Source organism: Citricoccus sp. NR2 (assembly GCF_027594385.1).
GTDB lineage: Bacteria > Actinomycetota > Actinomycetes > Actinomycetales > Micrococcaceae > CmP2.
Genome location: NZ_CP115154.1, coordinates 2741869 through 2767838, shown reverse-complemented (window position 1 = coordinate 2767838; position 25970 = coordinate 2741869). Strand labels below are relative to the sequence as shown.

Sequence of the window (25970 nt, the reverse complement as noted above, 5' to 3'; positions counted from 1 at the left end):
CCCCCGGATCCGGCGTGTATCATTCTGCTATGCATAGACACCGATCTGGTGCCTCCGCACATGGCCGCAGCGCTTCCGCTGCGGGAACGGAGCCCTCTAGTTGCCCCTGCTTGTATCTTTCTAGCCAAGGCAGGTGGTGACGGTGGAATGGATACTCCTCGCCGTCGGCCTCCTGCTGATATTCGGTAACGGGTTCTTCGTTGCCGTCGAATTCTCCATGATCGCGCTGGACGTTCCGACCGTCCAGCGCCTCGTGGATGACGGGGATAAAGGTGCTGAGCCCCTGCTCAAGTGCTTGAAGACCCTTTCCACTCAGCTCTCCGCGTGTCAGCTTGGTATCACCCTGACCGTGTTGCTCACCGGCTACATGATGGAGCCCTCCCTGGGGCGGCTGCTCGCCGGGCCGCTGGAGAATGCTGGCCTCACTGGTGTTGCGGCGTCGTCCGTATCGCTGGTGATCGCCATGATCGTGGCGACCTTCCTGTCGATGCTGATCGGCGAGCTGATCCCCAAGAACCTGGCCATCGCCCGTGCGATGTCGGTGGGTCGCGCCCTGGCCCGTCCGCAGCTGGTCTTCACCGCCGTGTTCAAGCCCGCGATCTTCCTGCTCAACGGCTTCTCCAACCGAGTCCTGCACACCATGGGCCTGGAAGCCAAGGAAGAGATCTCCGGAGCGCGTACCCCGGAGGAGCTGTCCTCGTTGGTGCGACGCTCGGCCGAAATGGGCACGCTGGATGTCAAGACGGCGACGTTCGTTGACCGTACGCTGCGGTTCTCCGAGCGCTCGGCCGCCGACGTGATGACACCGCGTATCCGCATGGAGACCGTGGAAACCGGCGACAACATCGACGCCGTCCTGGAAGTGGCTCGCCGCACCGGGTACTCCCGTTTCCCGGTGATCAATGACTCATCAGACGACATCCGCGGCGTCTTGCACGTCAAGAAGGCCGTGGCCGTGCCGCGTGAGAAGCGCGGAGAGGTGATGGCGGCAGCGATCATGACCGACGTCGCCCGCGTCCCCGAAACCGTGCACTTGGATCAGCTGCTCACCGAACTACGCCAGGCCAGCCTGCAGATGGCCGTGGTGGAAGACGAATACGGTGGCACCGCCGGTGTGGTGACACTGGAGGATCTTGTGGAGGAAATCGTAGGCGAGGTGTCCGACGAGCACGACCGCATTACCCCCGGGGTGCTTCAGACGGCGTCCGGCAAGTGGTACTTCCCGGCGTTGTTGCGTCCGGATGAAGTGGGCACGCAGATTTCTGGTCTGACCATCCCCGAAGACGGATCCTACGAAACCGTCGGCGGCTACATCATGGCCCAGCTGGGTCGGGTGGCCTCGGTCGGTGACGTGGTCGACGTCGATGGTGGTCGGCTGCGGGTGGAGCGGATGGACGGTCGGCGTATTGACCGGGTGAAGTTCATCCCGGACTCCGGCCCGGACTCCGACGACGCCCACGGTGATCACGGCAGCAAGGAGGTCGCCCGATGAGCTCCGATCTGATGGGACTGATCTGGCTGGTCGTGCTGCTGATAGGCAACGCGTTCTTCGTGGGCGGCGAGTTCGCCGTCATGGGGGCGCGCCGTTCGCAGATCGAGCCGCGTGCTGAGGCTGGCCACAAGCGGGCGAAGACCGCCCTGTTCGCCATGGAGCATGTCTCCCAGATGCTGGCGATCTGTCAGCTCGGCATCACCGTCTGCTCCCTGCTGATTCTGAACATCTCCGAACCGGCGATTCACCACCTGTTTGTGATTCCGCTGGAGGCCATCGGCATTCCGGCAGCCGCGGCGGATATCACCGCGTTCGTGCTCGCCCTGCTGATCGTGACCTTCCTGCATGTGACTTTCGGAGAGATGGTGCCCAAGAACGCCGCCGTCTCCATGGCCGATAAAGCCGTGATGTTGCTGGCTCCGCCGCTGGTGTGGTTGGAGAAGGCGCTGCGCCCGGTGATCTGGTTTATGAACTGGATGGCCAACATTGTGCTGCGGGCCATGCGCGTGGAACCCAAGGACGAAGTGAATTCCAGCTTTACTCTCGAGGAGGTCCAGTCCATTGTGGCCGAGTCCACGCGGACCGGTCTCGTGGAGGACAGTTCGGGTCTCTTGGCCGGCGCCCTGGAATTCACCGCCCACACCGCCGGGTCGGTGATGGTCCCCGACTCTGAGGTGATCACCTTGCCTGCGGGTGGCACCCCGGCCGACTTCGAAGAAGCCGTGCGCAAGACCGGGTTCTCCCGGTTTGTGCTGGAGAACGACGATGGGACCTACCTGGGCTATCTGCACCTGAAAGACGTGATGACGATCTCGGCGGAACGCAGCCGGGAACCGATTCCGCTGACCAAGGTGCGCTCGATGGCCAATGTGGATGCCTCCGAGGAGATCGAGGACGCGCTGAGTTTGATGCAGCGCACCGGATCGCATATGGCTCGGGTGATTTCGGCCGACGGCCAGACCGTGGGCGTGCTCTTCTTGGAGGACGTCCTGGAAATCCTGGTCGGCGAAATCCACGATGCGACGCAAGCCAACGCGCCCCGCAGGCGTTATTGAGAACCGTTCGCAGTGTGATAGCTTAGGATCGGCCCGCGGAGGTACCGCGGGCCGATTCGTTCGTACAGGAGCTGACGTCATGACCATCTCTCGTCCACGGTGGGGAATCACCCTCGGAGGTGCCACGATCGGTGCCCTGCTGCTGGCGGGGTGTGGCGGGGGTTCCAGTGATGCTGGCAGCGAAGCCGAAGGCGAGACCGTGGCCTACGCGACAATAACGCAGCTGGGCTCGATCACCTCCGAGATCACCGAATGCGCGGACACCCAGACCCAGACGCTGATGGGCCCCGGCGACGACCCTCACGTCTTCGCGCCCAGCTCCTCGGAAATCGCCGAGATGTCGCAGGCGCCGCTGGTGGTGGCCAACGGTCTCGGACTCGAGGCCAGCATGGTGTCCGCGTTGGATACCGCCGTGGAGGATGGCGTGAACGTGGTGGAGGTAGCTCCGCAGCTGGATCCGCTACCCTTCGCGTCCCATGACGGTCATAGCCACGATGAAGACGACCATCGCCACGAGGACGAGGACGAGGACGAGGACGAGGACGAAGGCGAGGTGGGGCACAACCATTCGGGCACGGATCCTCACGTCTGGATGGATGTGTCCCGGATGGCCACCGCCGCCGAGCTGATCGGCGACGAGCTGGCCGAGGCTACCGGCGATGACACCTACCGCGACTGTGCCACCGAGACCTCCGCGCAGCTCATGGAGACCCACGAATCGATCATCGAGATGTTCAGCGAGATACCGGAAGATCAGCGCACGCTGATGACCGACCACGCTGCTTACAACTACTTCGCTGACGCCTACGGCCTGGAGATCACTGCCGTCGTTGTGCCCGGTGGCTCCACTGACGGCGAGCCGTCGTCTCAGGACCTGGCCCGGCTCTCGGCAGAGATTGATGCCGAGGGCGTGGACGCGCTGATCACCTCAGTGCAGACCTCCAACCGGCTGATCGAAACCCTGGCCGACGAGAGTGGCGGGGAGGTGCCGCTGGTCCAGCTCTATGAAGGTGGCCTGGGCGAGCCCGGCTCCGAGGCAGAGACCTACGCGGAAGCCATGGAATACAACGCACGCACCCTGGCCGAGGCCCTCGGCGCGGCACAGGACTGAGGCTCGATGGATCTGATCACCTGGCTCATCGAGCCCTTCACCCTCGGCTTCCAACAGCGCGCGCTGTGGGGCGGAATGATCGCGGCCCTGATGTGCTCGATCGTCGGGGTGTGGCTGGTGCTGCGCGGCATGAGCTTCTTCGGTGACGCGTTCGTTCACGGTGTGGTGCCCGGGCTCGCGGCGGCGGTGCTGTTCGATTTCTCCCCGTACCTCGGCGCGGGTATTGCCGCGCTGGTGATGGTGGCGGGGATGGAGCTGATCTACCGGTCCACCTCGCTGAAGGAGGACACCTCCATTGGTTTGCTTTTCGTCGGCATGATGGCCCTGGGCGTGGTGATCATCTCGAAGGCAGATTCCTACACCGGTTCGCTGACCTCCATACTCTTCGGTGATGCCCTGGGGGTCAGCTGGGACGACATCGCGATTCAGGCGGTGTTCGCCGGAATCGTGGTGGTGTTGTCGCTGTTGCTCTACCGGCCGCTGATGGTGTTGTCGTTCTCGCCAGCAAAATCCCAGTCGCTGGGGATGCGCCCGCAGTTCACTCACTGGATGCTGTTGATGCTCATCGCCACCGCGGTGATCGGCTCCTACCAGGCGGTGGGCACCCTGTTGGTCTTTGGTTTGCTCGTGGGCCCGGCGGCCACTGCGGCGCTGGTGTCGCGCACCGTGCCCATCATGATCGCCGTCTCGGTGGCTATCGGCCTGCTCGCCGTGTGGGTAGGGTTGCTGATCAGCTTCTACGCGGGTACCGCCGCCTCGGCATCGATGTCGCTGGTGCCGGTGGTGCTGTTCTTCGTGGTGCTGGCGGTGCGCGAGGTGGTGCGGCTGGTGCGCCGTCGTCGCTTTTCGAACGGTGCTGGTGGACGCCGTCTCTTGAGCGACCGTTCCCCGGTGGCGCAACCGGTGGACCAGCGCGAAAATCCGACTCACGGAGAGGTAGTCTCATGAGCACGCAGCACCTAGTGCAGGCCGAAGACATCGTTTTGATGCACGGTAGCCACCTGGCCCTGGACTCCAGCTCCTTCACCCTGCCCGCTGGTGGGGTGACCGCGGTAATCGGCCCCAACGGCTCCGGTAAGTCCACCCTGCTGCAGGCGATTGCCGGCATTCTGGAGCCGTCGGCGGGACGGATTCAGGTGCTGGGAGCCTCCGTGGAGCAGATGCGCCCCCGGATCTCCTACGTGATGCAGTCCGTGGTGTACCCGGTGGGCACGCCGCTCACCGTGCGCGATGTGGTGCGCATGGGGCGTTTCTCCACCCGCGGCTGGTTCAAACCTTTCGGCGCGGACGACCGCAAGGCCGTGAAGGATGCGATGGTGCTGATGAATATTGAGGACCTGGCGCACCGGCATTTAGAAGAGCTTTCCGGCGGGCAGCGGCAGCGCGTGTACGTGGCTCAGGGAGTGGCCCAGGGGCACGAGATTCTGATGCTGGATGAACCGATGACCGGGCTGGATATCGTCTCCAAGCGAATTATCGACGACGTCGTGCACACCGAAACCGAGCATGGCCACTCAGTGGTGCTCACCACCCATGACTTGGATGAAGCGGCAGCGGCCGATCATGTGCTGTTGCTCAACGGCTCCGTGGTGGCCTCCGGCCCCCCTGAACAGGTCTTGACCCGCGAGCACCTGGAGACGGTGTACGGGCTGGGGGCGCTGCACTCACCGGCCTCGGCGTTGGTGGACCCGCCGCACGAGAACTGCTAGTTCGAGGAGTCCCGGGGCAGGGCCGCGCAGGCGGGGCAAAGCCCGTAGATTTCCAGGGTGTGTTCGACCTCGGTGTAGCCGTGCTCATCGGCCACCCGTGAGGCCCAGTGCTCCACGGTCGGGGCTTCGATTTCCACGGTGGCTCCACAACGGCGGCACACCAGATGATGGTGATGCCCCGTGGAAGCGCACTGGCGGAACAGAGCTTCGCCGTCGTCCTGAGGGAGAATGTCCACCTCGCCGGCCGCGACCATCTGCTGCAGCACCCGATACACGGTGGCCAGCGACACGGAATCGCCGCGCTCGCGGAGCAAACCATGCAGCTCTTGGGCGGTCAGGAAATCGGTGGACGACTCCAGCCCCGCGAGGATGGCTTTCTTCTGGCGGGTCACGCGGCCGGTGATGGCCGAACGCTCGCCGGAACCTGTGGTCATCGGTGGTGTGGCCCCTTCTGTTTGGTCGACCACCAGGCTACCAGTCAGAGACGTTTCACGATCGGGAATCTCGCGATAATGTAGGGGAGTGCTTCCACCTTCGACGTCGTCGCCCCTGCACATCACCAAGCACGGGCACGCTTGTATCAGCCTGCACCGTGATGGGCGAACCCTGGTCATCGACCCCGGGACGTTCACCGACCTCTCCGTGGCCCTAGACGGCGCCGAGCATGTGCTGGTGACTCACGAGCACGCAGACCACCTTGATGCGGCGCCGGTGTTGCAGTGGCTGAATGACCACCCGGAGGCCACGCTCACCGCCCCGCCCGCGGTGATCAGCGCACTGGGTGCGGCGAGCGAAAACGAGCTCTCCGCCCAGCTGCTGGTGGCCGAACCCGGCGACGAGCTGGAGCGAGCTGGATTCCGCATTCGGGTGCTCGGCGGTCAGCACGCCGTCATCCACCCCCAGATTCCGGTGGTGGCCAACCTCGGCTACCTCATCGACGAGCGGCTCTATCACCCCGGCGACGCCTATGTGGTGCCGGAACTGACCGGGCTGGACACGTTGCTGGTCCCGGTCAGCGCGCCCTGGGCCCGGCTCGCCGAGACCCTGGACTTCATCATCGCCGTCCGCCCCCGCCAGGTAATCCCGATCCACGATGCGCTGCTCAGCGGCGTCGGCCGTGGGGTTTACCTGAAGCAGGTGGAGGCTTTCGCGCAGCGCTATGGCGCGGAACTGACAGTGCTGACCGAGGGGGAGAAGACATGGACGAGGTGAGTTCGACGAGCGGACGGCGGCGCAGCAAGCCGCCGGCGGTGCTGATCGATGCCCACACCCTGGCCGGCTGGCTGGGGATGGCCCCTCCCGGTGAGCCCGCCGCGCAGCCGGCCACCGGTTTCGCGGCGTCCGAGGCCGTCCCGGAGCCCGGCCACCTGGTGATTCTGGACGTGCGCTGGTCGGTGCAGGCCCCGGGACAGGGCCACGAGCAGTACCGGCAGGGTCATATTCCGGGCGCGGTGTTCGTCTCGATGTCGGGCCAGCTCTCCGGTCACGGCGCCCCCACCCTGGGACGGCACCCGCTGCCGGACCCGGTGCGCTTCACGGATTCGGCCCGCATGCTCGGGATCAACGACGGCGACACCGTGGTGGTCTACGACGACGTCTTCTCTGCGGCCGCACCGCGGGCCTGGTGGCTGCTGCGCCACGCCGGCTTCGATAAGGTCTACGTGCTTGACGGCGGTTTGGCCGCCTGGCGCGACGCCGATCTGCCGCAGCAGGCCGGTGAGGTGCTTCCTGTGCTGGGCGATGCTCACACCTCCTGGGGCAAGATGCCGGTGGTTGACACCGACGAAGTGGAGGCCGTGGCGGAGACCGGTGTGGTGATGGACGCACGCACTGCTGATCGGTTCCGCGGCGAATCCGAGCCCATGGACCCGGTCGCAGGCCACATTCCCAGCGCCGTCTCGGTGCCGCTCGCTGAACTGATGACGCCTGAGGGCAGGTTCCGCCCCGCCGAGGAATTGCGCGAGCATTTCGCCCGGCTGAACGTGGACGAATCCACCCCGGTGGTGTCCTACTGCGGTTCCGGTGTCACCGCCGCCGCAGAGATTCTGGCCCTGAACCTGGCCGGCATTGAGGCCGCACTGTATCCGGGGTCCTGGTCGGCCTGGTGCAACACCTCGGGGCGTCCGGTCGCCACCGGCGATGACTCCCAGCCTGCCACCATCAACCAACCCTGACGCACCGGCACCGGATTTGAGACACTGAGAGCGATCACCGAAGACACGATCCAGGAGGTACCTCATGCCCACCGTGTTCACCCGCATCATCGACGGCGACCTGCCGGGCCGGTTCGTCTGGAAAGACGAGACCTGCGTGGCGTTCCTCTCCATCGGCCCGCTCACGGCCGGACACACCCTGGTGGTGCCGCGCGAGGAGATTGACCTCTGGACCGACGCCAGCCCCGAGCTGGTGCAGCACCTGATGACGGTGGCGCACACCATCGGTGCGGCCCAGCGCACCGCTTTCGGTGCGGCTCGTGCCGGCCTGATGGTGGCTGGCTACGAGGTGCCGCACCTGCACGTGCACGTTTGGCCCTCGAACTCCCTGTCCGACTTCGACCTGGACACCGTGGACAACCACCCGGACCCGGCTGATCTGGACGCCGCCGCCGAGAAACTGCGCGCCCAACTGCGGGCGGAGGGCCACGAAGCCACCGTCCCGCAGGCCTAAGCCCGCAGGCTGAGCCGGTCAGCTACGCCGGGCCCCCTGCAGGGCCTGGCGTACCCGTTTTTCTGACACCGAGACGGCGGTGCCCAGATCCTGGGCGAAGAAGCTGACCCGTAGCTCCTCGATGAGCCAGCGCACCTCGGCAAGCTCGTTCGGCACCGGGATGGACTCGGGCACGGCGGCGACGGCGTCGTCGAATTGATCTTCCAGCCCCTGGACCACCTGCATGTTCAGCCCGTCGCGCTGCAACTGACCGCCGGCATCCAGCCGGTCCAACCGGGTGAGCATGGCCTGTAAGTACCGGGGCAGATGCTGTAGATGCCGCCAGCCCGTCTCCGCCACGAATCCCGGATAGATCAGCTGATCCACCTGAGCACGCAGATCCGACACTGCCGCCGCCAGCGATAGCGAGCGCGTGGCCTTCACCCGTTTGCGCACCTGAGCTGCCAGCCGCAAGGACTGCTCGACGACGCGGGTGACCGCGAAGACCTTCTCGATCAGCTCGGCCCGGACCTGCTCACCTAGGGCCGAGAAGTCCCGTTCCGTGAACGGTAGCGCATCATCAGCGGGCAACAGCGCGTCGATAGCTGCCGTGGTGCAGTCCGCAATCAACGAATCGATGGAGCTGTGCGGGCTCTGGGAAAAGGTGAGCTTCTCCTGGTGGTTGAGGTGATCCAGCACGTACCGCTGTGGATTCGGCACGGTGGCCCGCAGCAGAGCGGTCACCCCGCGGCGGTGCACCTGGCGCTGCTCGCCCGTGGTGCGGGTGATGATCAGCCCCGCCGCCGGGGAACCATCCTCGAGGGTTTCCGCGCGCAGCGCCGGGTAGCCGGTGATTTCCTGGGAGCCGGAGCCGGCGGGGACCGACGTTTTCACGCTGCGCGAGAGATCGCCCACGTCCCAGGAGGTCAGCCCGTGCCGCGGAGTATAGGCGGGCGCGTCGGCTCTGCTGTTGGTGTTGCCCTTGCTCCGCTTTTGTGCGCCGCGCTGAGCCGCAGCGCCCGGGGTCGGCCGGGGCGCGGAAGACTGAGCTGGGCCACGGGTGCCGTCGCGCGTCGCCAGGCCCGCCTCGGCCAGGGATGCGGCAATGGCGGTGCGGTTGGCACTGGAAAGCCGGGCCTGCAGGTCTTCGAGATTCTCGCCCACGCCGACCACCGCGGAACGATCATCCACCACGCGGTAGGTCATCCGCAGATGCTCCGGCACCGCCGCCGGATTCCACTGATCTTCACTGATCACCACCGATTTCAGTCGGCGCAGTACGGTGCTCAGCGACGCAAGCAGCTCATCATGGGCCGGGTCGAACTCGGCGTCGAGTATCGCCACGGCGCGCGCGGCGACGTCGGGAGCGGGCACCACCTGTTTGCGGACCGCCTTGGGCAGGGCACGGATGAGTGCGGTGACCAGTTCGACGCGCAGGCCCGGGATCAGCCAAGCGAAGCGCTGCGGGTCCATCTGGTTGAGCAACACCACCGGGATGGTGACCGTCACCCCGTCGGTGCCGGATCCTTCCGTGGTCACGCTGGGATTGAACGCGTAGTCCAGTGCGAGCTCCACGTCACCCGAGCCGGTGGGATGGGTGAACACGGTCGGAAAGAGATCGGTGTCGAGGTCTTCTGGCTCGGCCTGGATGAGTGCCTTCGGATCCAGATCCAGCAACTCAGGATTCCGGTGGCGTTCCTTCTTCCACCAGGAATCGAAGTGACGCTGTGAGACCACGGAGGCCGGAACCCGCTCGTCGTAGAACCGGAACAGGTCCTCGTCGCTGATGCGCAGGTCCCGACGGCGCAGTCGGGTTTCCAACTCCTCTACCTCGCGTAGCGCCTGTTCATTGCGCGCCACGAAATGGTGTCGACTCTGCCAGTCACCCTCCACCAGTGCGTGCTGGATGAACATAGCGCGAGCCTCGGTGCGGTCAACACGGGAGAAACGCACCAGCCGGTCCACCGCGATGGTCACCCCCAGGACGGTGACGCGCTCGCGGGCCATGGCGGCGCCCTGACGACGAGACCAGTGTGGTTCGGAGTAGCTGTGCTTGGCCAGGGAGCCAGCGGCCTGTTCGATCCATTCCGGTTCGATCGCGGCCACCATGCGGGCCCACAACCGGGAGGTTTCGACCAGCTCGGCGGCCATCACAAAGGCGTGGCGCTTCTTGAACAGCCCGGAGCCGGGGAACACTGCGAACCGGGTGCCGCGGGCTCCCTGGTATTCCCGTTTGCGCTCATCCCAGGAGCCAATGTGGGAGAGCAGTCCGGTGAGCAGCGCCCGGTGCACTGGTTCGTGCATCGCCACCGCGTCGAGGGGGCCGGGGGAGACCTTGATGCCGATCTGTGAGGCCAACTGGCGCAACTGCTGCACCAGGTCCTGCCATTCGCGCACCCGCAGGTAGTTGATGAACTCGGCCCGGCACATCTTGCGGAACTGGTTGCCGGAGAGCTCCTTCTGCTGGGTGCGCAGATACGACCACAGATTCAAGACCGAGGAGAAATCCGAGGCATCGTCTCGGAACCGGGCGTGGAGCTCATCGGCCTGGGCCCGGTGTTCGGTGGGACGCTCGCGGGGATCCTGAATGGTCAGCGCGGCGGCGAGGATCATGACCTCGCGGGTGCAGCCCAGCTCGTGGGCGGCCAAGATCATTCGGCCCAGTCGCGGATCCACGGGTAGCCGGGCCAGGGAACGGCCCAGGGAGGTGATGGTGCCTTGGGACCCTGACCCGGGTGCTCCCGAGTTCAGCGCGCCCAGTTCGGTGAGCAGCGTGGCGCCGTCGGTGATTTGGCGGGTGTCCGGGGGCTGTAGAAAGGGGAAGTCGGCGATGTCTTTCGGGGTTTTCGCCACCCCCAGGTGCAGCATCTGCAGGATGACGGCGGCCAGGTTGGTGCGCAGAATCTCCGGATCGGTGAACTCGGCGCGCGCCTCGAAATCCTCTTGAGAGTACAGGCGGATGGCAATGCCGTCGCTGGTACGCCCGGACCGCCCGGAACGCTGAGCCGCGCTGGCCTGGGAGATGCGTTCGATGGGCAGCCGCTGCACCTTCGTGCGGTGGGAGTACCGGGAAATGCGGGCGGTGCCGGTGTCGACGACATATTTGATGCCGGGAACGGTCAGCGAAGTTTCCGCCACATTGGTGGCCAACACGATCCGTCGCTTGCCTCCGCGACGGAACACCCGGTGCTGCTCGGCCATCGACAGCCGACCGTACAGGGGCAGAATCTCGGTGGTGGACAGGCGCGGATGTGCTGCCAGCCGCGGCGCCAGCGCTTCGGCCGCATCGCGGATTTCGCGCTCGCCCGGGAAGAACACCAGAATGTCGCCATCCGGTTCGGCGGCGAGCTCCTCGACGGCGTCACCCACGGCGTCCACCGGATCGCGGGATTCCTCGTCGTGGCCGCCGCCACGCTCTGCAGCGTCGTCGTCACCGTGAGGAGAATCAGACTCAGTGAGCGGCCGGTACCGGATCTCCACCGGAAAGGTTCGCCCGGAGACTTCGATAATGGGCGCCGGCTCCGGTTCGCCTTCCGCATCCACGCCGGTGGCGAAGTGCGCGGCGAACGATTCTGGGTCGATCGTGGCCGAGGTGACAATGACTTTCAGGTCCGGGCGTTGCGGCAGGATCCGCTTGAGATAGCCCAGGAGGAAGTCGATGTTGAGGCTGCGCTCGTGGGCCTCGTCGATGATGATCACCGAGTAGCGCTTTAGCAGCGGATCATGCGGGATCTCGGCCAGCAGAATGCCGTCGGTCATCACCTTGACCCGGGTGTCCTCGGACGTTTCGGCGGTAAAACGCACCTGGTATCCCACGGTGGATCCGATGTCCTCACCGAGCTCCTCGGCGATGCGTTCGGCCACCGAGCGGGCGGCGATGCGGCGCGGCTGGGTGTGTCCGATGATCCCGTGTTCGTCCAGGCCCAAGGCCAGACACATTTTGGGCAACTGGGTGGTCTTGCCCGATCCGGTCTCGCCGGCCACGATGATCACCTGGTGCTCGGCCAAGGCGGCGATGATGTCGTCACGCCGAGCAGAGACGGGCAGATGCTCGGGAAAGGTGATGCTGCGCGACGGGGCGGGGGCGGAGCCGTGGTTCGGCTGGGCTGCGGAATCGGACATGATGACCCCGATTCTACCGAGTGTGGCGCGTCGTCAACGTCGTTCAGCCCGCTGGAGCTGGTCCGGTGGAGCCACGCACCCGCAAGGGGGAAGGGAGCCGGATGGTGCGGGGCCGGGTGTCCCCGCCGATCTGGGTCAACAACAAATCCACCGCGGCCCGACCAGCCTCCTCAACGGGGGCGTCCAAGCAGGTCAACCCCGAATGTACGAAGCTCGCCCCGTAGGTGTTGTCGTAGCCGGTAATGGAGAGGTCCTCGGGTACCTGTACCCCGCGGCGCACGAAGTGGCGGATCATCCCAATCGCCAGTTGATCATTGAACGCCACGATCGCGGTGGGACGGTGCGCAGCGGCGATCTCTCCGGCCACTGGCCCCTGATCGTAGTTGGGAGAGAAAGGTCCGGTGCGGATGATCGTCATACCTAGTTTCCGCGCTGCGTGATGCAGTGCACGCCAGCGTTGTAGATTGGTCCAGCTATTGTTCGGCCCGGCGCAGTACACCACGCGACGGTGTCCCAAGGCGTGCAGGTGCTCGATGAGCTGATGCGAACTTTCGGAGGTACCGGCGATGACCGAACTGACACCGACCACCTCCCGGTTGAACATCACCAGGGGTTGGTGACGAGCCAGTTCGCGCATTTCTGTATCCGAAGTGGACCGTGCCGAGGTAATGATGCCGTCGACGGCACGCGATACCCGCTCGATGAGGACCTGCTCCATGGCCGGAGTTTCTTCGGCGTCACCAACGACAGCCAGATAGCCAGCGGCCTTGGCTTGACGGACCACGCCTTTGACCAGATCCGTGAAGAACGGATTAGCGCTGTCCTGCACGAGCAGATACAGGGTGCGCGACATGGTGCGGGCCGGCGTCACCCGTGCAGGTTCGCGGCGATATCCCAACCGGGCGGCGACGGCCATAATGTGCTCGACGGTCTGAAAGTTCACCCGGTCCGGCTGGGTGAAGGCCCGAGACGCCGTGGACAGCGCCACCCCGGCGGCGTCGGCGACATCGCGCAACAGTACCCGTTCGGCTGCGGAGGGATCCTGATCGGCTGTGCGTGTCATCTCCGGTGACCCTTCCCGGGCGAGCGGTGGTGGTGGCGGTGTGACGCGCCTAACTCAGTTGAGTGGATATTGCCATGCGTTGCCAGGATCTGTCCATTCCGCCGGGAACAGCGCGGAGTGGCGGCCGTCACAATCGGTCATGCTTGGCAACTTTTGGCAATTGTGTGGCCTGACCCGGGTGGTCGTGGCAAGCTGGTTCATCATCATGTTGTGACTCAGCTCACGTTTGCAACCGGTTGTATTGGATGTTCATTCATACCGATGGCACGGCGTAGGCGGGGTCAGACACGCGACAACACACCCACACATCACATCGCCCTTTCTTGGAGGAACGTCATGTTGAATCGCACATCGCGCCGGGGCCGGTCCCTGATCACCACCATCGCTCTGGCAGCCAGCGCCGGCCTGGCTCTGAGCGCCTGCGCCAGCAATAACGGCGGTGGGGGAGAAGACTCCGAATTTCCCACGAAGGATCTGCGCCTGATCGTGCCATGGCAGGCCGGTGGCTCCGGTGACCTCTCGGCCCGCACCATCGCCCCACTGCTCGAGGACGAGCTCGGCGTCAACGTCGTCGTCGAGAACCGTCCGGGTGCCAATGGCTCCGTCGGCTACAACTGGCTGAAGGAACAGGAACCGGACGGCTACAACATGTCCATGGTCGGGGCAGAGGTTGCCACTCTGCAGTTCATGGACTACGACATCTCTCCGGATGACTATGAGTTCCTCTCGCAGATCATCTCCGGCCCGGGCGCCATTGCCGTGCGCACGGACAGCCCGTATGAGACGCTGCAGGATCTTATCGACGATGCCAAGGAGCGTCCGGGCGAGGTCACGTACTCATCTCCCGGTGTGGGCTCGGTGTGGGACAACCCGGCCCAGGGTCTGCAGGAATTGGCAGACATTGAGCTGACCAACGTCCCCTTCGACGGTTCGGCTCCCTCCATTGCTGCTGCTGCGGCCGGTGACGTGGACTTCTCCATCGACGCCGTGGGCTCCCAGAAGGCCCAGGTCGACGGTGGCGAAATGCGCTACCTCGCCGTGCTCACCGAGGAGCGGCTGGAAGAGCTACCTGACGTGCCCACCGCCGCTGAAGAGGGCGTAGACCTGCAGAACGCTTCCTTCACCGGAATTGTGGTTCCTGCAGGTACGCCCGAGGACGTCGTGACGGTGCTCAGCGAAGCCATCCAGGCTGCCGCGCAGGATCCCGCCTACACCGACGTGATCGAAAGTTCCAACCTCATCCCGCTGGGCACCTCCGCCGAGGAATTCGAGACCTTCATCCAGGAAGAAGAAGAGCGTCACGGCCGCTGGATCGAATTGGCACAGTCCACCGAGTGAAAGCGAGAAGACGATGACTGACTCGCCCCGCGAGTCCGTCGTCCGAGATGCTGACGCCGACGTCGTCCCCTCCGAGGAGGGGACGACGCTGGCAGAACTTCGGCATCCGGAGGCGGAACCTCTGCTGAAGAATCTCCCCTATCGGCTCCGTGAGCTGATCCCGGTGGCCGCCGCCGTGGGCGTGGGCATCTGGGTGCTGGTGATGACCGGCAATATCCAGGCACACAACCGCGGCGAACTGGGACCGCAATTCTGGCCGACGATGCTCGCTGCCGCGATGATCGTGATGGGCGGGCTGCTCATCCTGACCAACGTGATGCGCGGTGTACGGCCCGCGGACATTCCTGATCACATGACCTGGTGGGGCATGAGCCGCCTGCTGATCTCCGGCGCGGTGCTGGTCGGATACGTCTTGCTGTTTAACGTGCTGCAATTCTGGCTGATCACCATCGCTGCGACCGCCCTGCTCGTGGCCCTCTACGGGTTGCGCGGCTGGCGGGCACTGGTGGTATTTCCGATCATTATCGGAGCCGTGTTGCATCTGCTGTTCATTACTTTCTTGGGGGTTCCGCTATGATCGAGCCACTCATGACGGGGATGCTCCCCGATTTCTTCCACGCCGCCAGCTCGCAGCTGGTACTGGCGAATTCGGTGCTGGACGGCGCCTCCGTGGTGTTGCGCTGGGACACGTTGATCTACATCGGCTTGGGCATGCTCGTCGGCATGCTGGTGGGTGCCTTCCCCGGCGTGACCGCCACCATGGCGGTCGCTCTGGCCTCCGGGTTCACCCTGACCATGGAACCGCTGCAGGGCCTGGCCGTGTTGCTGACCATCTACGTGGCCGCCCAGTTCGGTGACCGGGTACCCGCCATTCTGATCAACACCCCGGGCACGCCGTCATCGATTTCCACCACTTTTGATGGCTACCCGATGGCGAAGAACGGTCAGGCCGGCCTAGCGATGACCGTCTCTGCCTTCGGCTCGGCGTTCGGCATGGTTTCCGGCACGATCCTGTTGGCCCTGTTCGCGATCCCGATCGCCGGCCTGGCTCGTGAATTCGGTCCACCGGAGCTTTTCGCTCTGGTGGTCTTCGGCCTGACCATGATGATTGGTGTGTCGTCCGGACGCATCACTAAGGGCCTGATCGCCGGCATGTTTGGATTGTTCCTCGCCACCGTAGGGCGTGATCCGATCACCGGTGACCAGCGTTTCACCCTGGGCATCCTTGAGCTCAACGGCGGGGTTCCGTTCATTCCGGTGATTATTGGTCTGTTTGGTCTGGCCGAGGTGCTCAACCAGATGATCACGCATCGACGCAACGAAAAGCAGGTCAAGCCGATTCAGCAGTTGGGCCGCTGGTTCCCTGATGGAGCTACCTTCCGCCGGATACTCAAGCCGATGGGTGTCGGTGCTGGTACCGGCTCCGTGGTGGGTCTCGTGCCCGCCGTCGGTGGTGACATTGCCGGCATCATCGCCTGGGACAACGCCAAGCGCGTGTCCAAAAACAAGCATGAGTTCGGTAAGGGTTCTATTGAAGGGCTTACGGCGGGGGATACCTCCTCCACCGCCACCATTGGTGGCTCGGTGACGACGACGATGGCGCTGGGTATTCCCGGTGACTCCGTGATGGCGGTGCTGATCGGATCCATGATGATCTGGGGCATCCAGCCCGGACCGGCACTGTTCGCGAACGATCCCTCGTTGGTTTACTCGCTGGCCATGATTCTGCTGATCGCGACCGTGTTGTCGCTGGTGGTGTCCCTGGTGCGCATGAAGTCGATGGTGAAGCTGTTGGAACTGAAGAACCAGTACCTGTGGGTGATCATCCTCGTGTTCTGTATCGTGGGCACCTTCTCGATCAACAACTCTGTCTTCGACGTGATGGTGATGCTGATCATGGGCCTGGTTGGACTGTTCATGCTCCGCTTCGGATTCCCGCCCGGCCCGGCTGTGCTGGGACTCATCTTGGGCCCGCTGGCTGAATCCAACCTGCGTCGAACGCTCATCGGTGGCGGATGGGAGGCATTCCTCGGTTCGCCGATTGCCCTGGTGCTTTTCGCCATCTCGGCGGCGGCACTCATTCTGCCTCCGCTGCGGGCTATGCGCGCTCGCCGTAAGGCAGCCATGGCTGGCAAGGACGAGGGTATGTCCGTGCTGATTCCCTGATCAACAGGGAAGAACATCGCTCCACCGCGAAATCGGCCCGGTCGGTGCACTGCTTCTCAGCAGCGCACCGACCGGGCCGATGCGTTTCGGGTCTACCGAAGGTCAGGACTCGCGGATGGTGAACAACCGCTTGTTCACGAATTCGTCCATGCCCAGCGGGCCCAACTCGCGCCCATAGCCGGAGCGCTTGACCCCGCCGAAGGGCAAGTCGGCCCCGGAGGTGTTGTACCCGTTTACATGAGACATGCCAACCTCCAGCTGCTCTGCCAGTCGTGTGGCTTGCTCGACGTCCGTGGAAAACACCGAGCCGCCCAGACCGTACGCAGAGTCGTTGGCCAGTGTGAGTGCTTCTTCTTCCGAAGACACCTTGTAGACCATGGCCACCGGACCGAAGAGCTCCTCCTGGTAGGCGCGTGCAGCCGGAGTGATGTCGGTAATCACCGTCGGCTGGACGTAGTACCCATCTCGTGCCTCGCGCTGTCCGCCCACGCGGATCGTGGCGCCGTTCTGTGCGGCGTCGGCGATCTGGCTCAGCAGCCCTTCTACGGCCGACTCCGATGAGACCGGGGGATAGGTGCCACGTTCCGAGGCGGCAGGATCACCGGCGGTCAGTACTTCGGCTTCGGCAACGAGTGATTCGACGAACTCGTCGTAGATATCCTCCATCACGATCATCCGCTTATTGGAGGTGCAGGCCTGGCCGGCGTTGGAGAGCCGGGTACGCAGCGCGGTCTTCGCGGACTTGGCCACATCGTCCGAGCTGAGGATGATGTATGGGTCGGAGCCACCGAGTTCCAGTACGACCTTCTTGAGATGCCTGCCGGCCTGTTCGGCCACAATGGCGCCGGCCCGCTCGGACCCGGTCAGCGACACCCCCTGGATCTGAGGCGCGGCGATGATGGTGGAGACTTGCTCATGGGTGGCGAAGACGTTCTGGTAGACGCCCTCAGGCACTCCTGCTTCGTGGAGCAGCTCGGCGATCGCGAGCGCGGAGGCCGCGCAGATTTCAGCGTGCTTGAGGATGATGGTGTTGCCCAGCATCAGGTTCGGCGCGGCGAATCGGGCCACCTGGTAGTACGGGAAGTTCCAGGGCATAATGCCCAGCAACCCGCCGACCGGACGACGCTGAATCAGACACCGGGTGCCGTCGATATTGCGCAGCTCTTGGTCTTTGCTGAGCTCTTCGCCTTCGGTGGCGTAGTAGCGGAAGATCTGGGCCACGTACTTGACCTCGCCGACGGCTTCGCGCAGCGGTTTTCCCATCTCGCGGGTGGCGATGGCGGCCAGGTCCTCTGCGCGTTCGTCAAAGAGATCGGCGACCCGCTGCAGGATAGTTCCCCGCTCGGACATGGGCCGAGCCGACCACGCGCGATAGGCCTGCTCGGTGGTGGTCAGTGCCTGCTCGATTTGCTCGTCGGTGGCGTTGTCGAACTCGCGCTCAATCACGCCGGTGCTTGGATTCTGTGTGCGAAAGCCCACGGAGATCCTCCTTCGCGTCTGTAGGGGTCATCAGTGAGTCAGGGAACCTCAGCTACTGACTCGCGATCGCCGAACGGCGACCGGTGAGCCCACTGTATCGACGAGCGGGGGAGGTACGTCAGCCTTGAGAGCCGCCCAGGAGGGGGTCGAATTCAGCCAGGGATCGTTTCCACAGGGATTTCCACGTGTCGAGTGCCTCCGCGTCGGCAATCTTGGAGTGGGCGACCACCACGGCGGCCCGGTCACCCTGTTTCGCGGGGCGGGGTTCAACGCTCACCAGGACAGCGGTGCCGTCGTTGAGGGAGACACGCCAGTTGTCGCGTTTCTCAGTGGAGGAGACGCGGGGTTCACCAGCCGGGGCGCTGGGAAATTCGGGGGATTCCAATAACGTATCCAACCAGCTCAGTATCTCGGGCAACAGTGCTTCGCGAAGGACAGGCAACGTCCTGGATGCAGATGCTTCGAAGGTTCCGTCGGCACGCTGCCCCGGAGCTCGGCGACCGATGTGCTGTTCATACGCGACCGTGACGCCTTGAGCCCACCAACCCGGGCTGCTGTGAATTTTCGCATCCTCGGGAATGCTCAGATGGGTATCGGGATCATCGCCGGTGATCATGTGTTGCGCCAGCTGTGCGATCTCGGCGTGGGGTTTATCCCGAGCGCCATGATGGTCGAGGGCGGAAACCCAGTCATCCCAGGCCACATGAGAGGCTTCGACGATGCTGGAGGTGCTGGTACCAGAAACAGGTGTGGCCATGCTCACAGCATAGCGGGATTCGGCGTAGCAGAAGCGGGGAGCGAAAAACAGAACGCCAGACGCAAGAGAGGTGGTGCCCCCAGTAGGATTCGAACCTACGGCCTTCTGCTCCGGAGGCAGACGCTCTATCCCCTGAGCTATGGAGGCGGGGGTCCCGGTGGGACCTGAATACTCTATCGCACTTTCGCTCCCATTGCAGACGCGCGGATCCACACCAGCGGCATGACGGCTGTCACGAGGTGTCGTGAAATGTAGTGACAACGCTTCGGGTGACTAGACTGGGGCGGGTGACTCCAGAAGAACTTTCCGCAGTGATCGTGGCCTGCCTTCAAGACGCCGTTTCCGCCGGTGATATCACCGTCGAGGTACCCGCAACGGTGAAGGTGGAGCGACCCAAGAACCGCGACCACGGCGACTGGGCCACCAACATTGCACTGCAGCTGGGCAAGCGGGCCGGAATGAACCCGCGAGACTTCGCTGGTGCACTGGCCGAGCGTCTGACCGCCCAGGAAGGAATCGAATCCGTGGACATTGCCGGGCCCGGGTTCATCAACATCACACTGGCCGCCGGCGCTGCCGGACAGCTGGCCCGGACCATCGTCGAGGCCGGTGCGGCGTTCGGCACCAACGACACCTTGCGCGGCGAGACAGTGAATATGGAGTTCGTCTCAGCCAATCCCACCGGTCCATTGCACATCGGACACACCCGCTGGGCCGCCCTGGGCGACGCCATCGCCCGCCTGCTGCGCGCCTCGGGTGCCACGCTGACCACCGAGTACTACATCAACGACGCCGGCAGTCAGATGAATACTTTCGCCGCCTCCGTCTATGCCCGCCTGCACGGACACGACGTGCCCGAGGGCGGGTACCCCGGCCAGTACGTTCAGGACCTGGCAGACAGGATCGTCGCCGAGCATCCAGAGGTCCGTGACCTGCCGGAAGCCGACGCTTTGCCGGTGCTGCGCGAGCACGCCTACAGACTGCAGCTGGCCGACATCGAGACCACCCTCGATGACTTCGGTGTGGACTTTGACGTCTGGTTCTCCGAAACCGAGTTGCACACCTCCGGCGCCATCGGCACTGCTGTGGATCGGCTGCGCGAGCAAGGCCACATCCTGGACCAGGACGACGCCGTGTGGTTGCGCACGACCGACTTCGGTGACGACAAGGATCGAGTGCTGATCCGCGCCAACGGCGAGCCCACCTACTTTGCCGCCGATGCCGCCTACTACCTGTCGAAGAAGGACCGCGGCTTCGACCGGAAGATCTACCTGCTCGGAGCCGACCACCACGGCTACGTGGGCCGTCTCAAGGCCATCGCGGCTTGCGCTGGTGACGACCCCGAGAAAAACATCGAGATCCTCATCGGCCAGCTGATCTCCGTCAACGGAGCGAAGCTCTCCAAGCGCGCCGGCAACATCATCGAGCTCAAGGACCTCATCGAATGGCTGGGCAAAGACGCGCTGCGCTACTCGTTAGCGCGATTCCCCGCCGACTCGCCGATGGCTATTGATCCGGAGCTGCTGCGCTCGCGGTCCAACGACAACCCGGTCTACTACGTCCAATACGCCCACGCTCGGTCGCGCAACGCCTCCCGCACCGCGGAAGCACACGAGATCACCCGGGAGCTGTTTGACTTCGATGCCACCACGTTGACCCACGACACCGAGTCGGCACTGCTGGCCCACCTGGGGGAGTTCCCCTCGATCGTGGCCATGGCTGCATCGATGCGCGAACCACACCGCGTGGCACGCCACCTCGAAGTCATCGCTGGCGCCTACCACTCCTGGTATGCCGCGTGTCGCATCACCCCATTGCAAGGTGAACAGCCCGGCCCGGTGAACGTGGCCCGCCTGTGGCTGAACGAAGCCACCAGCCAGGTGCTGGCCAACGGGCTGGCCCTGCTGGGTGTCGATGCGCCGGAGAAGATGTGATGACGCGCTCCGCACTGGCGCCAGCGTGGCTTCCCTACCCGGAGTCGGTCTCTGACGCTCATCACATCGACCCGGTGATGTGGGCTGACGGCGTGGAACGCGGGGGCGACGGTGTCGTTACCGTGCACGGTGTTTCTGTGGCGAAACTCGCCGAGGACTACGGCACCCCGCTGCTGGTGCTCGACGAAGACGACTTCCACGCTCGGGCCCGGGCGTTTCGTACTGCGTTCAACGCCGCGTTCGACCAGCTCTGCGGCGGAGTCGACGTCTACTACGCCTCCAAGTCATTGCTCACGGTCGACGTGGCGCGCTGGGCACGGGAAGAGGGCCTGCGGGTTGACACCGCTTCCGGTGGCGAGCTGGCGCTGGCACTGCGCGGCGGCGTTGATCCCGCAGACATCGGACTGCACGGGAACAACAAGTCCGATGCCGAAATCCACCGTGCTCTCGAGGTGGGGGTCGGACGCATCGTCGTCGACTCTCTCGACGAACTCAACCGTGTCGCAGAACTGGCCGGTGAGACGGGGCAACAGGCTCCGGTGATGCTGCGGCTCACCCCCGGTGTTCACGCCCACACCCACGACTACATCGCCACCGCACACGAAGACCAGAAATTTGGTCTCTCCATGGCCACTGGGCGTAACGGTGAGGACCCACCGGCGCTGGAAGCCGTGCGGTTCGCGGCTGAATCTGCGTCGATTGAATTCCTCGGGTTGCATTGCCACATCGGCTCGCAGATCTTTGAGGCGGCTGGTTTTGGGGCCGCGGCAGAGAAACTCCTGACCTTTATCGCAGAGATTCGGAACGACGCTGGCATCGTTGTGAAGGAACTTGACCTCGGTGGCGGTCACGGCATCGCGTACACCCCGGCCGATACCCCGCGTCACCCGGAAGAAATCGCTCAGACGCTGGCCGCACTGATGCGTGCGGTGGTCGACCGTCTGGGCATCGACTGCCCACGGGTCTCCATCGAGCCCGGCCGTGCGATTTCCGGTCCGGCAGGATTCACCCTCTACACCGTGGGTGTGACCAAGACCGTGCAAGTGGACGACGACCACTCGCGCCGCTATGTTGCCGTCGACGGCGGGATGAGTGACAACCCGCGACCGGTGCTCTACGACGCCGACTACACCGCCATGTTGGCCTCGCGCGTCTCCGAGGCGTCGGCTACGCTGTCGCGAGTGGTGGGCAAGCACTGCGAATCAGGTGACATCGTGGTTCGCGACGGCTACCTGCCCGATGATGTGGGCCGTGGCGACCTGCTGGCCGTTCCCGCTACCGGCGCATACACCCACGTGATGAGTTCCAACTACAACATGCTGCCCCGACCCGCCATCGTGGCGGTGTCCCATAGCGGCCCCCGATTGATCATCCGCCGGGAATCCGAAGCGGATCTGTTTGCCCGCGAAGTCGGCCTCGCCAACGTACCCGCATCCACCCCGACCACGACCGACAACGGAGGATCATGACCACCGTCTCCCACCACGACACCCCCGTGCTCAACGTTGCCTTGCTGGGCGGCGGCACCGTTGGATCACAGGTCGCACGCATTCTGACCGAAGACTCCGAGCTGCTCACTGAGCGCATCGGCGCCCGCCTGAACCTCGCCGGGGTCTTCGTCCGCAACACCGCCGCTCAGCGTGACTACCAGTTGCCGTCCGAGCTCTACACCACCGACGCGGAAGAACTGATCTCCCGAGCCGACATCGTCATCGAGCTCATGGGTGGCATTGACCCGGCCCGTGAGCTCATCCTGGCCGCCATCAACCGCGGTGCTGCTGTGGTCACCGGCAACAAAGCCCTGTTGGCCACCCACGGAACCGAGCTCTTCACCGCCGCCGCGGATCAAGGCGTGCAACTGAGCTTCGAAGCCTCCGTCTGCGGTGCCATCCCGATTCTGCGCCCGCTGCGGGACTCGCTCTCCGGTGACCGCGTCACCCGCGTCATGGGTATTGCCAATGGCACCACTAACTACATCCTCGACCAGATGGACACCACCGGAATCTCCTTCGGTGACGCCCTGGCCGAGGCCCAGCGCCTGGGCTACGCCGAAGCGGACCCAACCGCCGACATCGCCGGACACGACGCTGCCGCCAAAGTCGCCATTCTTGCCTCGCTCGCATTCCAGGCACCCTTTACCTTGGACCAGGTCGACTGCCAGGGCATCACGACCATCACCGCAGAAGACAACGAAGCCGCTGCTGCCGCCGGGTTCGTCATCAAGCTGCTGGCCATCGCCGAACGCGTCAGCACCAACGGCGACGACGGTGTGGTCCTGCGTGTGCACCCCACCTTGCTGCCGCGCGAACACCCCCTGGCCGCTGTCCGCGGGGCCTACAACGCGGTGTTCGTCGAGGCCGAGAACGCCGGGGAGCTCATGTTCTACGGGGCGGGCGCCGGCGGCGAGGCCACCGCAAGTGCGGTGATGGGTGACGTCGTCTCCATCGCCAAGCGACTGCAGCACGGGGGACCGGGACGCCCCCACACCCCCAAGACGAGCCTGGACGCACTCGAGATCGGCCACACCACCACCAGCTACATGATCGTGGTGCACGCCGCAGATCAGCCCGGCGTGCTGGCCACCGTGGCCAGCCTGTTCGCCGAGCAGGGCGTCTCCATCGAGACCATGCAACAGGCCCCGGCCGAGCTCACCCCGCTCGAAGCCGAACGTGCCGCAGCGGCGGGGGAGACCCCGCAGGCGGTGCTGCGCTTCATCACACACCGAGGATTGGAACAGCGGCTGGCAGACACCGTCGCCGCGATCGAAGAGCTGGACGTGGTCTCTGCCGTGACCTCCGTCCTGCGCGTGGAAGGAAACTGATCAACCGTGGCACACCAGTGGCGTGGAGTCATCCACGAATACAGCGATCGTCTGCCCGTCACCGAGAACACCCGCGTGGTGACCCTCGGTGAGGGCGGCACCCCGCTCATCAACGCACCAAAGCTCTCGGCACTCGTCGAGGGCGACGTCTGGCTTAAATTCGAGGGCATGAACCCCACTGGGTCCTTCAAGGACCGCGGCATGACGATGGCGATCACCGCAGCGGTCGAACAGGGCGCCAAAGCCGTGGTCTGCGCCTCCACCGGCAATACCTCGGCCTCCGCCGCCGCCTACGCCACCCAAGCCGGGCTGACCTGCGCGGTGCTGGTGCCGGACGGCAAGATCGCCATGGGTAAGCTCTCTCAGGCCATCGCTCACGGCGCGGAACTGCTGCAGGTCGACGGCAACTTCGACAACTGCCTCGAGGTCGCCCGCAAGCTCTCCGAAAACTACCCGGTGTTCCTGGTGAATTCCGTGAACCCGGCCCGCATCGAAGGTCAGAAGACCGGCGCCTTCGAGGTGGTGGACTTCTTGGGCGACGCCCCGGACTATCACCTGCTGCCCGTGGGCAACGCGGGCAACATCACCGCGTACTGGAAGGGCTACCAGGAGTACGCGGCACCCTATGTGAACCCGCACCCGGGCACTTCGGATGAGGAACTGCCCGCTGTGGCCACCAAGACCCCCATCATGTGGGGCTTCCAAGCCGAAGGTGCCGCCCCCATCGTCAAGGGCCACCCGGTGACCGAACCTGAGACGGTCGCAACCGCTATTCGCATCGGTAACCCCGCCTCCTGGGAGCAGGCCGAAGCCGCCCGTGACGCCTCTGGCGGCCAGATCGACTCCGTCACCGATGAGGAGATCCTCGACGCTCACCGCTGGCTGTCGTCCAAGGAAGGCGTGTTCGTGGAGCCGGCGTCGGCCGCCGGTGTGGCCGGACTGATCAAGCACCATGGCCTGGGCAACGTTCCCGCAGGTAAGCGCTGGGTGATCACGGTGACCGGTCACGGCCTCAAGGACCCCCAGTGGGCGCTGAAGAGTGCCGACGGGTCCGACATCACCCCGAAGCAGGTACCCTTCGACGTCGTGTCCGTCGCCGACGCTTTGGGCCTGTGATGCCCCGACTGCGCATGCTGGAACCGGGTACCACGGTCCGGGTCAGGGTACCCGCCACCTCGGCCAACCTGGGCCCCGGTTTCGACACCATGGGGTTGGCGCTCAGCCTCTTCGACGACGTCGAAGCGCGCACCGTTGAAAAGGGCTTCCGCGCCGAGATTACCGGTGAGGGCGCGAATACTCTGCCCACCGACGGCCGCCATCTAGTGATCTCCCAGGTACGCACCCACCTGGCACGGTTCGGCTGGGACGTCCCCGGGTTGACGCTCACCGCGCACAACCGGATCCCGCATTCCCGGGGTCTGGGCTCGTCGGCGGCCGCTTATGTCACGGCGGTGCTCATCGCCAACGCGTTGCTTCCCGCCGAAGAGCAGGCCAGCGCCGACGAGTTATTGCAGTACACGGCGAGCCTGGAAGGTCACCCTGACAACGTGGCTCCCGCGCTCACCGGGGGACTGGCGGTCTCTTGGGCCGACGACGCGGACCACTACCGCACCGTGCGCATTGCACCGCATGCGTCCATCACCCCGGTGGTCGCCATCCCCGAGTTGCCACTGAGCACCGAAACGGCCCGTGGACTGTTGCCGCAGCAGGTGAATCACTCGCAGGCCGCGGCCAATGCCGGTAGGGCCGCACTGCTGACACACGCACTGTCCCAGGACCCCTCGGTGTTGCTTCCCGCCACCCGCGACCTGCTCCACCAGGACTTCCGCGAGCCGGCCATGCCGGAATCCCTGGCCCTGATGAATGCGTTGCGTGCCGAAGGTACGGCCGCCGTCGTCTCCGGCGCCGGGCCCACCGTCATGGCGTTGGCCGTTTCACCCATCGAGGCGACATCCGTGCGAGACACGATTTCTGCGCACATCCAATCCTCGACACAACGGTGGACGGTGGAGATTCTGCCGGTGGCCACAGAAGGTGCTAAGGTGGAGGTGTTCCGCTGAGGAAGCCACACTTCCTTTCTAATTGCGGATCAGCTCCTCTCTTCTTGAGGTAGTTCCCCCGAATGATGACGCAGATCGTTGCGCGACATTCGGTTGGCACGGGCACGTGCCAGAAGTAGCCCTTTCATGGGAATGAACATGCACATTCGTTCGCGCCACCGTGCGCACAGTCGTGCAACGAACGCGAATGCACACCAGCAGGACGCCATTCTGTCAG

The 25970-nt window shown here is 64.7% G+C and carries 21 protein-coding genes and 1 tRNA gene; 16 read left to right on the top strand and 6 right to left on the bottom strand.

The features are described 5' to 3' along the window. Positions 1-142 precede the first annotated feature (142 nt). From O1A05_RS13005 to O1A05_RS12985, 5 genes are all read left to right on the top strand, one after another. Positions 143-1492, top strand: a complete 1350-nt coding sequence (locus O1A05_RS13005) for a hemolysin family protein (protein ID WP_270107593.1) — start codon at positions 143-145, stop codon at positions 1490-1492. Beyond that, positions 1489-2547: a hemolysin family protein gene (locus O1A05_RS13000; RefSeq protein WP_270105621.1), complete on the top strand. Its 1059-nt coding sequence runs from the start codon at positions 1489-1491 to the stop codon at positions 2545-2547. The genes O1A05_RS13005 and O1A05_RS13000 overlap by 4 nt, the downstream gene beginning before the upstream one ends. A gap of 79 nt (positions 2548-2626) precedes the next feature. Further along, the gene (locus O1A05_RS12995; protein WP_270105620.1) at positions 2627-3658 is read left to right on the top strand and encodes a metal ABC transporter substrate-binding protein; all 1032 of its coding nucleotides are present in this window, start codon (positions 2627-2629) and stop codon (positions 3656-3658) included. A 6-nt stretch (positions 3659-3664) separates the two neighbouring features. Further along, positions 3665-4606, top strand: a complete 942-nt coding sequence (locus O1A05_RS12990; RefSeq protein ID WP_270105619.1) for a metal ABC transporter permease — start codon at positions 3665-3667, stop codon at positions 4604-4606. Then, entirely contained in the window at positions 4603-5367 is a 765-nt protein-coding gene (locus tag O1A05_RS12985; protein WP_270105618.1) for a metal ABC transporter ATP-binding protein, read from the top strand. The genes O1A05_RS12990 and O1A05_RS12985 overlap by 4 nt, the downstream gene beginning before the upstream one ends. Here O1A05_RS12985 and O1A05_RS12980 read toward each other — a convergent pair. Continuing rightward, positions 5364-5801, bottom strand: coding sequence for a Fur family transcriptional regulator (locus tag O1A05_RS12980; RefSeq protein WP_270105617.1), 438 nt, complete (start codon positions 5799-5801; stop codon positions 5364-5366). The genes O1A05_RS12985 and O1A05_RS12980 overlap by 4 nt on opposite strands. 88 nt (positions 5802-5889) lie before the next feature. Here O1A05_RS12980 and O1A05_RS12975 point away from each other — a divergent pair, with 88 nt between their 5' ends. The 3 genes from O1A05_RS12975 to O1A05_RS12965 all read left to right on the top strand — a co-directional run bounded on the left by O1A05_RS12975 (position 5890) and on the right by O1A05_RS12965 (position 8034). Further along, a complete protein-coding gene (locus O1A05_RS12975) occupies positions 5890-6579 on the top strand; it encodes an MBL fold metallo-hydrolase (RefSeq protein WP_270105616.1) in 690 nt (229 codons plus the stop codon). Beyond that, positions 6567-7541 carry a sulfurtransferase gene (locus O1A05_RS12970; RefSeq protein WP_270105615.1) on the top strand — a complete coding sequence of 325 codons (975 nt, stop codon included), beginning with the start codon at positions 6567-6569 and terminating at the stop codon, positions 7539-7541. Before O1A05_RS12975 ends, O1A05_RS12970 begins: the two co-directional genes overlap by 13 nt. Before the next feature lie 64 nt (positions 7542-7605). Beyond that, positions 7606-8034 carry an HIT family protein gene (locus O1A05_RS12965; protein WP_270105614.1) on the top strand — a complete coding sequence of 143 codons (429 nt, stop codon included), beginning with the start codon at positions 7606-7608 and terminating at the stop codon, positions 8032-8034. An 18-nt stretch (positions 8035-8052) separates the two neighbouring features. On the opposite strand, the gene hrpA is transcribed toward O1A05_RS12965, so the two are convergent. Both hrpA and O1A05_RS12955 read right to left on the bottom strand, forming a co-directional pair. After that, positions 8053-12135 (bottom strand): ATP-dependent RNA helicase HrpA, encoded by a 4083-nt coding sequence (gene hrpA, locus O1A05_RS12960; RefSeq protein ID WP_270105613.1) that lies wholly within the window; start codon positions 12133-12135, stop codon positions 8053-8055. A gap of 43 nt (positions 12136-12178) precedes the next feature. After that, complete coding sequence (locus O1A05_RS12955; RefSeq protein ID WP_270105612.1) at positions 12179-13198, bottom strand: LacI family DNA-binding transcriptional regulator; 1020 nt, start codon at positions 13196-13198, stop codon at positions 12179-12181. A gap of 336 nt (positions 13199-13534) precedes the next feature. Here O1A05_RS12955 and O1A05_RS12950 point away from each other — a divergent pair, with 336 nt between their 5' ends. From O1A05_RS12950 to O1A05_RS12940, 3 genes are read left to right on the top strand one after another with little or no spacing between them, the layout of a single operon-like run. Further along, positions 13535-14536: a tripartite tricarboxylate transporter substrate binding protein gene (locus O1A05_RS12950; protein ID WP_270105611.1), complete on the top strand. Its 1002-nt coding sequence runs from the start codon at positions 13535-13537 to the stop codon at positions 14534-14536. A gap of 13 nt (positions 14537-14549) precedes the next feature. Continuing rightward, a complete protein-coding gene (locus O1A05_RS12945; RefSeq protein WP_270105610.1) occupies positions 14550-15113 on the top strand; it encodes a tripartite tricarboxylate transporter TctB family protein in 564 nt (187 codons plus the stop codon). Then, positions 15110-16702, top strand: coding sequence for a tripartite tricarboxylate transporter permease (locus tag O1A05_RS12940; protein WP_270105609.1), 1593 nt, complete (start codon positions 15110-15112; stop codon positions 16700-16702). Before O1A05_RS12945 ends, O1A05_RS12940 begins: the two co-directional genes overlap by 4 nt. Before the next feature lie 102 nt (positions 16703-16804). On the opposite strand, the gene O1A05_RS12935 is transcribed toward O1A05_RS12940, so the two are convergent. The 3 genes from O1A05_RS12935 to O1A05_RS12925 all read right to left on the bottom strand — a co-directional run bounded on the left by O1A05_RS12935 (position 16805) and on the right by O1A05_RS12925 (position 19085). After that, positions 16805-18181: an NAD-dependent succinate-semialdehyde dehydrogenase gene (locus O1A05_RS12935; protein WP_270105608.1), complete on the bottom strand. Its 1377-nt coding sequence runs from the start codon at positions 18179-18181 to the stop codon at positions 16805-16807. Positions 18182-18299: 118 nt separating this feature from the next. Next, positions 18300-18938, bottom strand: coding sequence for a hypothetical protein (locus O1A05_RS12930; protein ID WP_270105607.1), 639 nt, complete (start codon positions 18936-18938; stop codon positions 18300-18302). Positions 18939-19009: 71 nt separating this feature from the next. After that, positions 19010-19085 (bottom strand) — tRNA-Arg (locus tag O1A05_RS12925). Positions 19086-19225: 140 nt separating this feature from the next. Between O1A05_RS12925 and argS the strand changes: the two genes are divergently transcribed. The 5 genes from argS to thrB are packed head-to-tail and all read left to right on the top strand — an operon-like array spanning position 19226 to position 25753. Further along, on the top strand, positions 19226-20872 hold the full coding sequence (gene argS, locus O1A05_RS12920; protein ID WP_270105606.1) for an arginine--tRNA ligase: 1647 nt from the start codon (positions 19226-19228) through the stop codon (positions 20870-20872). Beyond that, positions 20872-22341, top strand: a complete 1470-nt coding sequence (gene lysA, locus O1A05_RS12915; protein WP_270105605.1) for a diaminopimelate decarboxylase — start codon at positions 20872-20874, stop codon at positions 22339-22341. The genes argS and lysA overlap by 1 nt, the downstream gene beginning before the upstream one ends. Then, positions 22338-23693: a homoserine dehydrogenase gene (locus tag O1A05_RS12910; RefSeq protein WP_270105604.1), complete on the top strand. Its 1356-nt coding sequence runs from the start codon at positions 22338-22340 to the stop codon at positions 23691-23693. The genes lysA and O1A05_RS12910 overlap by 4 nt, the downstream gene beginning before the upstream one ends. A 6-nt stretch (positions 23694-23699) precedes the next feature. Then, positions 23700-24809, top strand: coding sequence for a threonine synthase (thrC, locus tag O1A05_RS12905; RefSeq protein ID WP_270105603.1), 1110 nt, complete (start codon positions 23700-23702; stop codon positions 24807-24809). A 14-nt stretch (positions 24810-24823) separates the two neighbouring features. After that, entirely contained in the window at positions 24824-25753 is a 930-nt protein-coding gene (thrB, locus tag O1A05_RS12900; protein WP_270105602.1) for a homoserine kinase, read from the top strand. Positions 25754-25970: the final 217 nt, after the last annotated feature.

Bases quoted from the DNA above. Each gene is read 5' to 3' on its own strand.
- lysA (WP_270105605.1), top strand. From the start codon at position 20,872: ATGACGCGCTCCGCACTGGCGCCAGCGTGGCTTCCCTACCCGGAGTCG.
- O1A05_RS12965 (WP_270105614.1), top strand. From the start codon at position 7,606: ATGCCCACCGTGTTCACCCGCATCATCGACGGCGACCTGCCGGGCCGG.
- O1A05_RS12945 (WP_270105610.1), top strand. From the start codon at position 14,550: ATGACTGACTCGCCCCGCGAGTCCGTCGTCCGAGATGCTGACGCCGAC.
- O1A05_RS13000 (WP_270105621.1), top strand. From the start codon at position 1,489: ATGAGCTCCGATCTGATGGGACTGATCTGGCTGGTCGTGCTGCTGATA.
- O1A05_RS12970 (WP_270105615.1), top strand. From the start codon at position 6,567: ATGGACGAGGTGAGTTCGACGAGCGGACGGCGGCGCAGCAAGCCGCCG.
- O1A05_RS12985 (WP_270105618.1), top strand. From the start codon at position 4,603: ATGAGCACGCAGCACCTAGTGCAGGCCGAAGACATCGTTTTGATGCAC.
- hrpA (WP_270105613.1), bottom strand. From the start codon at position 12,135: ATGTCCGATTCCGCAGCCCAGCCGAACCACGGCTCCGCCCCCGCCCCG.
- O1A05_RS12950 (WP_270105611.1), top strand. From the start codon at position 13,535: ATGTTGAATCGCACATCGCGCCGGGGCCGGTCCCTGATCACCACCATC.
- O1A05_RS12990 (WP_270105619.1), top strand. From the start codon at position 3,665: ATGGATCTGATCACCTGGCTCATCGAGCCCTTCACCCTCGGCTTCCAA.
- O1A05_RS12980 (WP_270105617.1), bottom strand. From the start codon at position 5,801: ATGACCACAGGTTCCGGCGAGCGTTCGGCCATCACCGGCCGCGTGACC.
- O1A05_RS12930 (WP_270105607.1), bottom strand. From the start codon at position 18,938: ATGGCCACACCTGTTTCTGGTACCAGCACCTCCAGCATCGTCGAAGCC.
- thrB (WP_270105602.1), top strand. From the start codon at position 24,824: ATGCTGGAACCGGGTACCACGGTCCGGGTCAGGGTACCCGCCACCTCG.
- O1A05_RS12940 (WP_270105609.1), top strand. From the start codon at position 15,110: ATGATCGAGCCACTCATGACGGGGATGCTCCCCGATTTCTTCCACGCC.
- O1A05_RS12910 (WP_270105604.1), top strand. From the start codon at position 22,338: ATGACCACCGTCTCCCACCACGACACCCCCGTGCTCAACGTTGCCTTG.
- O1A05_RS12995 (WP_270105620.1), top strand. From the start codon at position 2,627: ATGACCATCTCTCGTCCACGGTGGGGAATCACCCTCGGAGGTGCCACG.
- O1A05_RS12955 (WP_270105612.1), bottom strand. From the start codon at position 13,198: ATGACACGCACAGCCGATCAGGATCCCTCCGCAGCCGAACGGGTACTG.